The sequence below is a fragment of the Buttiauxella sp. genome (genome assembly GCF_035271705.1).
Classification (GTDB): domain Bacteria; phylum Pseudomonadota; class Gammaproteobacteria; order Enterobacterales; family Enterobacteriaceae; genus Buttiauxella.
The window spans coordinates 1-9231 of the sequence record NZ_DATERI010000157.1; the positions used below are offsets into that span (position 1 = coordinate 1).

9 protein-coding genes and 1 riboswitch are annotated in these 9231 nt (G+C 51.0%); of the genes, 5 read left to right on the top strand and 4 right to left on the bottom strand.

Translation table 11 applies throughout. The annotated features are described in order from the left end of the window. Positions 1-169: 169 nt before the first annotated feature. Positions 170-2023 (top strand): hypothetical protein, encoded by a 1854-nt coding sequence (locus VJY99_RS14375; RefSeq protein ID WP_324119623.1) that lies wholly within the window; start codon positions 170-172, stop codon positions 2021-2023. Between the two features lie 29 nt (positions 2024-2052). After that, entirely contained in the window at positions 2053-2763 is a 711-nt protein-coding gene (locus tag VJY99_RS14380; protein WP_324119625.1) for a phage baseplate protein, read from the top strand. Here VJY99_RS14380 and VJY99_RS14385 read toward each other — a convergent pair. Next, positions 2752-2994, bottom strand: coding sequence for a hypothetical protein (locus VJY99_RS14385; RefSeq protein ID WP_044701866.1), 243 nt, complete (start codon positions 2992-2994; stop codon positions 2752-2754). The two genes, VJY99_RS14380 and VJY99_RS14385, sit on opposite strands and share 12 nt — an antisense overlap. 413 nt (positions 2995-3407) lie before the next feature. Then, positions 3408-3504: riboswitch (TPP riboswitch) on the top strand. Between the two features lie 34 nt (positions 3505-3538). Between VJY99_RS14385 and thiM the strand changes: the two genes are divergently transcribed. The 3 genes from thiM to VJY99_RS14400 all read left to right on the top strand — a co-directional run bounded on the left by thiM (position 3539) and on the right by VJY99_RS14400 (position 5941). After that, positions 3539-4327, top strand: coding sequence for a hydroxyethylthiazole kinase (gene thiM / locus VJY99_RS14390; protein ID WP_324119635.1), 789 nt, complete (start codon positions 3539-3541; stop codon positions 4325-4327). Then, positions 4324-5133, top strand: a complete 810-nt coding sequence (gene thiD, locus VJY99_RS14395) for a bifunctional hydroxymethylpyrimidine kinase/phosphomethylpyrimidine kinase (RefSeq protein ID WP_324119627.1) — start codon at positions 4324-4326, stop codon at positions 5131-5133. Before thiM ends, thiD begins: the two co-directional genes overlap by 4 nt. Before the next feature lie 61 nt (positions 5134-5194). Continuing rightward, on the top strand, positions 5195-5941 hold the full coding sequence (locus VJY99_RS14400) for a GntR family transcriptional regulator (RefSeq protein ID WP_324119629.1): 747 nt from the start codon (positions 5195-5197) through the stop codon (positions 5939-5941). On the opposite strand, the gene VJY99_RS14405 is transcribed toward VJY99_RS14400, so the two are convergent. Genes VJY99_RS14405 through VJY99_RS14415 form a run of 3 tightly spaced genes read right to left on the bottom strand, consistent with a single transcriptional unit; the run spans position 5925 to position 9191 of the window. Continuing rightward, complete coding sequence (locus tag VJY99_RS14405) at positions 5925-6911, bottom strand: PfkB family carbohydrate kinase (protein WP_324119631.1); 987 nt, start codon at positions 6909-6911, stop codon at positions 5925-5927. The genes VJY99_RS14400 and VJY99_RS14405 overlap by 17 nt on opposite strands. Next, entirely contained in the window at positions 6898-7914 is a 1017-nt protein-coding gene (locus VJY99_RS14410) for an ADP-ribosylglycohydrolase family protein (protein WP_324119638.1), read from the bottom strand. The genes VJY99_RS14405 and VJY99_RS14410 overlap by 14 nt, the downstream gene beginning before the upstream one ends. After that, the gene (locus tag VJY99_RS14415; RefSeq protein ID WP_324119633.1) at positions 7911-9191 is read right to left on the bottom strand and encodes a nucleoside permease; all 1281 of its coding nucleotides are present in this window, start codon (positions 9189-9191) and stop codon (positions 7911-7913) included. Before VJY99_RS14415 ends, VJY99_RS14410 begins: the two co-directional genes overlap by 4 nt. Between the last annotated feature and the right edge of the window lie 40 nt (positions 9192-9231).

A 9231-nucleotide genomic window follows, 5' to 3' on the forward strand; every position in this document is an offset into this window, starting at 1 on the left:
GCCCTGCGTGGTGCAGTAAAAATTGATGATGCAACGGAGCTTTTAACACTTCGTCAGATCTGCATCATTTACGGTGTGTCTTACGATGGTGTTCGCCAGCGTATGCACCGATATTCTGAAACGCCAAACACGGCGATCAACTACTTCGTTCAAAAACAAGGGGGTGCTGATGCTTGAGATCAACACGTCTAAAATTAGCAACGTGGTGACATTCACCGTTGATCGTAATTCAATGAAGCAAGCTATGGATGCTTTCGAACAAATTCAGAAGAAAGCGAAAGGTATTAAAGACCCTACACTAAATTTGAAGAGATTCAGCCAGGGGTTAAAGTCTGCTGAAAGAGAATTAGATAAGCTGAATAAGAAAGCCTCTAAGCCACGTAATAGCGATGAACGGGAAAAGGCAAGGACAGCTAAGGCGCAAGCCCGTGTAGAGGCTCAGGCAGCAAAAGAGGCGGCAAGGAGTGCAGTCAGAAGAGAGCGAGCCGAATTGAAACTCCTCGACACTGCCAGCAGCTTTAAATCAATGCAACACCTAACCAACGTCGAACTAACCCAGGCGGCATTAGCAGCCAGCAAAATAACCCGTAGTTATGCTGAGGGTACGATCAGCCTCGCCAGACAAAACAGCGAGATTAAGCGCTTACAACAGGGTTACAGACGTATTAACGCAGAACGTAGGGAAGCAGCTAAGCGAGGCGCTACGCCTCCTGTAGGTGGCTCTGGGGCGATTACTGGCGGGCTTATGGGCTTAGGTACTGGTGCGCTTGCTGGCGCTGGTATTGGGGCGGCGGCTTACGGTGCATATTCATGGGGTAAGGACGCAATAACGGCACAGGATGAGCGTTCCGAAATTGTGCAACGTGCGAAGCTGGGAAATGTCGATTACAACCTTTTGCAGGGACTTTCGCAGTATGCCACGGCTAACGGGATCGATAGCGGGATGGGCATTCAAGGCCAGCGTAAGCTACTGGACAACGGGAAGGACATTTCTGAAAAGCTGGCAGACAGCTACACCAACAGTACACGCGATAAGAAAACCGGACAATGGAAAGGTGGGAACGCTGCTGTAGATACAGCCCTGAATATGGGGTTCACTAAGGATGACCTGAAAGGCTTTCAATCAAACCCGTTTGGCTTTGTCTCTGCATACACCAACACTATGCAAACTAAAGGTTATTCACAGGAGCAAATCCTTCATAACCTTGAGGATTTAGCCGATGACCTCGGGCTTTATCACAATGCGTTCTCTAACCAGGGCAAAGCCATCACAGATCAGGCAGAAGTGCTTAAACGTAATGGTCAGTGGTTGAGCGAGGAACAGCAGCAGCAGCTTATCAACTTCCGCAAGTTTAATCAGGAGATGGACGTTCTCACTGATAGCCAGAAGTTAAAATTCTTCGAAGGTTTTATGGAGTCTCTCGACCCTGCGACGGTTAAAGAGTTTAAGGAAGCTATGCAAGAGGCATTACCCTTCTTTTTGGGGATGGGGAAAGCTGCTGGCGATGTGGTGGAAGGGCTGATGAAGCTAACAAACTGGATCACTAAAAAGCTGAATTTCTTGAGCGGCGATCAGAGTACGCCTGAAAAAGTGGCGCAGCATTACGGCACCACGTCAGCACCAGCGCAGCCAGGCGACAATGCTACAGCGAATAGCTACGGAGCAAGCCAGCCTAAAGCAGACGGCACCCATGAGCCTAATGTGTTCGATACATTCCACGATTGGTGGAACGGGACGAGCGACGTTAAAGACGTGAGCAGCTATCCGCAGAGCGCTAACGGAGATTACTCTCCTGTTTCGATGTTGAAGCAATCCACAGCAGCGCCAGCTAAGCCAACCAATGCTCCGATCATGCAGCCTGTGGTATTGCAAAACAATCTCCCAGAGGGATTGATTGCTCTCACTATTTCCCCTGATCCAACTTTCGGAAACATGTTAAATGCTACCGTTGATCAACGTATCACTGAAAACAATCAACGTATGGTGCTGGCTGTATCATCTGGACAAGGGACGGGGGGCTAATTGCCCCTCTTCGTAAGGAATAAAATAAAATGGCAACACCAGGAAGTTTAACCATCGGGGGCGATTCGTCCCGAATCAATTCAACTCAGAACAGTAATAACAGCAGCACCACACGTACCAAAGGTGAAAACGGCTTCACCATTCTTGCATCTGTTTATAATTCAGCTTCTGATAGCTACATTCAAAACTATCAGGCAATTGTATTTGATGCCGTGACAGATACCGGAATACGCAGACAGGCAGACATTACAAGCTATCCCGTTGAGAGCGGGGCAGAGGTGAGCGATCACGTTCAGATCAAGAATAACACGTTCAAGCTATCGGGGATTATTTCCGAAACTCCTGTGAGGCTGGAGAGGGATTTGTTATACAGCGCTGGCGTGAACGGTACTCGTATTTCCCAGGCTATCGAATACCTTGATAAAATCTTTGACCGCCGCCAGCCGATTACATTAGTGACTGAGCATAAAGTGTATGAGAATGTTATTCTCTCCGGCATCTCCTACGATTATAAATCTGAATTTGCTATGCAATTCGATCTTGAATTTGAACAGATTCGACTTGTTAGCACTGCTACGGTTAATGTGATAGCGACTAAAACGCAGGGAAATAAATCTGTAGGCGGTACGGTGAAACAGAAGGTAGTGAACAATGCACCTAAGAAAACTGAATCTGACACTGTTACTACGGAGTTTAAAAATAAGGGGCTTACGCCCCTTTTTTGTTTCTTATTTTGTTGATTGAGCTAACACCGTTGCTGCAAGTTGTTTGGTTTTTTCGCTTGAGCGCGGATTATCGAGTGCCTTAGCTGCAACCGTTTCCATAGTTTCGCTGGTATGGCTGGAGGCGACACGCTGAGCAAGCGCAGATGCTGCCAGGCGCTTTTGTAGTTTCGAGGCGTTTGGATCGTTTAAGGTTTGACCAGCAACAGAAGCGATTTTACTTGATGTTTGCTTAGGATTCTTTGCCATGCTATCAGCCCTTTTGTGGTTGGTGAAGTTTACATGTGGTGCTTGTCTTGATTTAAAAGCACTACATATAGTGTTAAGGATAATCCTCACCGCTTCGCTTTGCAATGCTGATTGCATACTTTACTGGATAAAACTACAGCTAACATTTCGTGCGGCATTATATGCTGTCGTCAATGGTATTTAAACGTGTGGGGCAGCAACTTAAACTGGTTTTCATGGGTGTTATCTGATCTCTATTTCAACACTCAAAGTGAAGGGAACAGGGAGTAATGCAGTATTATTTTTGAGTTGTTATATGGGGGTACAAAAAGGGGTACAAGGTGAGGTAAGGCGTGAAGAATGGATGACCTGACAGGCGGGCTTGCGTCAGCAAGCAACTTCCCCTAAGCTGGCAAAAAGTAAGCTAATTTGTACCAAATGACTCGGGGTGCCCTTCTTTATGAAGGCTGAGAAATACCCGTACCACCTGATCTGGATAATGCCAGCGTAGGGAAGTCAGATGCCTGTCCGGTATCCCTTCTTCGCGCCGGGCAGGAGCTTAATGATGCAACCTGACCTGCTACCCGGCCATCGCGCCGCGTTGATTTTACAGCAACTTCGCAGCACTTCCCCTCTCGTTCACTGCATGACTAACGATGTGGTGCAGAGTTTTACCGCCAACGTTTTGCTTGCCATCGGTGCCGCTCCGGCCATGGTGATTGAAGCGCAAGAAGCCGCTCAATTTAGTCCGGTTGCTCATGCACTGCTGATCAATATCGGCACGCTGACTGCCGAACGCAGCCATGCCATGCTTGCAGCCATTCATGCTGCAAATGAATCTTCCACCCCCTGGGTGCTTGATCCGGTTGCCGTTGGCGGTCTGACATTTCGTACACAATTCGCCCATGAAGTGCTCGCCCTGAAACCGGCGGCCATTCGCGGCAATGCGTCGGAAATCCTGGCGCTTGCAGGCGGCCATTCCGGTGGACGAGGTGTGGATAGCACTGATGATGCGCTTACCGCACTCCCTGCGGCGCAGGCTCTTGCACAACGAACGGGCGCGATTGTCGCGATAACCGGTGAGCGCGATTACATCACTGACGGTGAAAATAGCTGGAGCGTTGCGGGTGGTGGGCAATTGATGACGCGTGTGGTGGGCACCGGTTGTGCGCTATCTGCCGTGGTTGCCGCCTGTTGTTCATTGCCGGGCTCACGACTCGATAACGTCGCCGCAGCCTGTCAGTTTATGAAGTTTGCAGGTCAGCAGGCCATATCGCAAAGCCGTGGCCCTGGTAGTTTTATTCCTGCATTTATCGACGCACTTTACGGGCTTAATGCGGAGGTGCTGGCATGAAAGGGTTAAAACGTATTAATGCACTGACCATCGCCGGAACCGATCCGAGCGGTGGTGCGGGTATTCAAGCTGACCTGAAAACTTTCTCCGCATTGGGGGCGTATGGCACCAGTGTGATTACCGCGTTAGTGGCACAGAACACGCGCGGTGTGCAGTCGGTTTACCGCATCGAACCCACATTTGTTGCCGCCCAATTGGATTCCGTATTGAGTGATGTCCGCATCGACACCATTAAAATCGGCATGTTAGCTGAAAGCGATATTGTCGACGCCGTGGCTGAACGTTTGGCGTTTTACCAGACGCAAAATGTGGTGCTCGATACGGTGATGCTAGCGAAAAGTGGCGATGCCTTGCTTGCCCCCTCGGCGGTTGAAAGCTTACGCCGTCGCCTGTTGCCTCAGGTGGCGCTGATTACGCCGAACCTGCCAGAGGCCGCTGCATTGCTGGAAACGTCCCATGCTCGAAACGAGCAAGAAATGAAACAACAGGGTGACGCCTTGTTGGGTATGGGTTGCAAAGCGGTGCTGATGAAAGGCGGGCATTTGGATGACCCTGAAAGCCCAGATTGGTTATTTACCCGGGAAGGCACGCAGCGCTTTACCGCCCCGCGTGTACCAACCCGTCATACTCACGGAACAGGCTGCACATTATCTGCGGCACTCGCCGCACTTTATCCGCGTTATAACGACTGGCCGCAAACCATCATCGCGGCAAAAGCGTGGCTATCTCAGGCATTAGAGCAGGCGGATTCGCTGGAAGTGGGGAGGGGGATCGGGCCGGTGCATCATTTTCACGAATGGTGGTAATACCATTGCAAGACCATTGGGTTATACTACTTTCCACCTCATCTTGCAGAACTGACATGACATGGAACAGGCTCACACTCAGCTTATAGATCAGCTTATCCAGCGGTTTTCACAGGCGGATAACGCACCGTTGTATTTGAAATTCGCCGAAACGGTGAAGTCGGCTGTGCGCAGCGGTATTTTACCGCAGGGCAATATTCTGCCGGGCGAGCGCGATTTCAGCCAGTTGACCGGGGTTTCGCGCATCACGGTGCGCAAAGCGATGCAGACGCTGGAAGATGATGGAGTGGTGACTCGGTCGCGAGGTTACGGTACGCAAATTAACTCTACTTTTGAGTATTCGCTCAAAGAGGCGCGCGGTTTTTCTCAACAGGTGGTTTTGCGAGGGAAAAAGCCGAACACGCTATGGGTTAATAAACGCGTGGTGAAATGCTCGCCGGAAGTCGCAGAACAATTGGCAGTGGCGGAAGACAGCGACGTGTTCTTGCTCAAACGTATTCGTTACGTTGATGAAGATGCGGTATCGGTGGAAGAATCCTACGTGCCTGCGGAGTTGATCGCAGATGTCGATGACATCGGTGTCTCATTGTATGACTACTTCCGCAGCCAGAACATTATTCCGCAGCGCACCCGCAGTCGTGTGAGCGCCAGAATGCCGGACAGCGAATTCCAGTCGCACATCAAACTGGAAACGCCTGTGCCGGTTTTGGTTATCAAACAAGTTGCTTTTGATCCGCAAAACCGGCCTATCGAATACAGCATCAGCTACTGCCGCAGCGACTTATACATATTCATTTGTGAAGAGTAGCGTCTGCGAGGAGTAGCGCCTCGTTGAGTTGTTCAAGGTGCGGTGCACAGTCGCCGCCACGATGACTCACAACATAAGATGCCACCGCATTTCCCAGACAAACCGCATCCGCCAGGCTCCAGCCTGCGGCAAGGCCTGCCAGGGTGCCACCTGCATGGCTATCACCCGCACCAATGGTATCGACGACATTTGCCGGGAATGCTGCCGCCAGCCCGATGGCCGCATGTGAGCCGTACCACGCACCCTGTTTATCGAGCCGCACAATCAGCGGCATGTCATAGCGTTCAATCCAGGCGCTGCAAATACCTTCAATGTCGTCGGCTGCTACTTTCAACCATTCCGCGGCAATCGCTGCTTCCTGGCGGTTGAGTGAGACAATCGGTTTACAGGCCATAATCCGCGCCAGCAACGGGGCGGGAATATCGGCAATGCGCGGGCCAAAGTCGATAAATGCGGTGACTTCATTGAGCGATTCGAGCCAGTTAACTAACAATTCTGCGCATGGCCCAGCCAGTTGATAACCCGAAAGCGAAAGCAGGGTGCCTGGTGCGAGCTGTAGCTTATCCAGCCACTGTTGATTCCACTGATGCTCGACACCACGAAACGACATAAAAGTGCGTTCACCGTCAGGCTCGACCAGCGCCAGACACCAGCCGTTATCGCCAATGCTCGTGTGGATTTCGCTCTCGATACCTTGTTTCTCAAGGCTTGAACGAATGATGTCCGCCCAGGTTCCCTGGCCAATCGGTAACGCATTTTTCGCGTCGATACCAAGGCGTGAGAGTGTCAGTGCGATATTCAACGCACAGCCACCAATATTCACGCTTTGCTGTTGCAGTTCGATATCGCACCCGCGCCACGGTAGGGAATAAGCATTGGCGATGACATCAATCACCGCTGAGCCCAGTACGCAAACCGGGCGCGTTGCCTTTAGTGTTGGCAAACGGGAATGTAATTCACAGGCTTTCATCGTGCGCCTCCCGCTGCTGGCGATACGCCATAAACAGACGACTGTAACGGGTAAAGTCGAGTCGGTTGACGTCATCTAGCTGTTGTTTTAGTGCAATATCAATGCTTTCTACACCGTGGAGTGCGCCACAAATTGCCGTCGCCATTGCGCCGATGGTATCAGTATCGCCACCGAGATTGGCGCATAAAATCGCGCAGCGATTGGGGTTGGTTTGTGCCAGTTCCACCATCGCAATCGCCGCGGCGACGGACTCAATCGTGCTGGTGCCAGTGCCCACCAGTTGATAAATCTGCTCCATGCCAGACTCTGTTCCATGCGCACTTCGGGCAACGTTCAGCGCCAATTCGATACGCGCGCCCAGAGAAGCATTAAAGGTCGTGACACGTTTTTCCTGCGCGTGGCGGGCAACCGAAGGGAGTTCGTCGCAGAGGGTTTCCCAGCTTGCCCCTTCAATAGCTTTTGAAATCGCCCAGGCGATAACCACGGCACCGGCAAGAGCGAGATCGGATTTATGTGTCGGGCTTGAAGCGAGGGCGACCTCATCAATAAAAGCATCCAGATTACCCGTCGGCAGCAGGCAACCCAGAGGGGATGCTCGCATCGCCGCCCCATTGGTCACGCCATTATTTTCCAACGCGCTAACCGGCGTGCCTTGTTTAATCGCATTCAGGGCAATTTTTGATGTTGGGCCGAGGACGTTTTTATTGAACGCATCAAAGCCTTCAGCCCAGGTTAAAATATGGCGACCAATGGTGTCGGCGTTAATGACGCCATCATGCTCGATAATCGCGTCCGCCAGTGCGAGCGCCATTGAGGTATCGTCGGTGAACTGTGCCCGGTCAAAATAACAAGCTGCGTTATTTTCCGCAGGCCCCGGGAGGAAACGGTCAATCCAACCGAAGTGCGCTTTCACCCGTGAGCGTGGCCACAACTCCGACGGCATTCCCATTGCATCCCCTAACGCCTGGCCGTAAAAGGCTCCAAGAATTCGATTTTCCATTATTGTGCTTCCTTTAATTCTTTTTCAGTTTGGCTGCCAGCAACGGCAATCGTTGTGATCTCTTTGTCCGACTCGCGGAAGAACACGACGAACAGCACGGTAATTGCCACAATCATGATAGCGCCAAAGCCCCACATGCCGGCCCAGTTAAACGTCTGGCCGTTGACCGGAGTTGGGTAGGCGAACATTTTTTCCATCAGTGCTGCACCGATGCGGTAACCAAGCAAACTACCGAACCCCTGGCAACACAGCGTAATCAGCCCTTGTGCTGCGGTACGCATATGGACTGGCGCTTTTTTATCGACGTAGATATAGGCCGTGACGTAGTAAAAGTCATAGCTCACGCCGTGAAGCAGAATGCCCATGAACAGCAGGCCGTAAGTAAAGATGTGATCGGCACCACCGTAGATGAAGAAACCGTAACGAATCGCGGCGGTAATAAGACCAAGCAGCAATACCTTTTTAATGCCAAAGCGTTTGATAAAGAAAGGAAGCGCCAGCATAAAGAAGATTTCAGAGAACTGTCCGAGCGTCATCCATCCAGTGGCGTTATGCATACCGACTTCGGTCAGATAACCATTGGCGAAGATGTAATAGAACGCCAGCGGCATAGCAAACAGGAATGAGCAGAAGAAAAACACCAGGAAGTTTTTGTCTTTTAGCAACACGATAGCGTCGAGACCGAGCATCACTTTCAGGCTCATCTTACCGGTGCTTTTCGGCGGTGTATTAGGCAGCATCAGGGCGAACACCCCAAGCAGCGCAGAACTCCCGGCGGTGATGAGCAACGGGACGTTGGTCGCAGAGATATCGGTAAAGCCCAGCATTTGCGGCAGGAAACCGCACACTAAACCTGATGCAATCCAGCCGATAGTTCCCATCACGCGAATGCGTGGGAAGTCACGTTCCACATCCTCGACGTTGGAAAACGCAATGCTATTAGTTAGCGCAATGGTCGGCATATAAGTCAGGGAATAGGCCAACAAGAGTGGGAAGAAGTAGACAAACTCTGTTTGCTGAGCGGCCAGATACATCAGCACTGCACCGACAAACATCAGCAGTGCCAATACCTTTTGCGCCGCAAAGAAACGGTCGGTCAGCGAGCCGACCAGAATTGGTGACAAAATCGCAGCGATTGCGGTACAGGCGTAAGACCAGCCGATTTCAGTTGGGCTAAAACCACTTTTACTCAGGAACAGCCAAAGAGGGACGAACCAGGCGCCCCAGATAAACCATTCAATAAACATCATGAATGAAAGACTCATTGTTGTACGTTTCATACTTAGAACCTTCATGATTGTGTTGGGTAGGTGATAACCA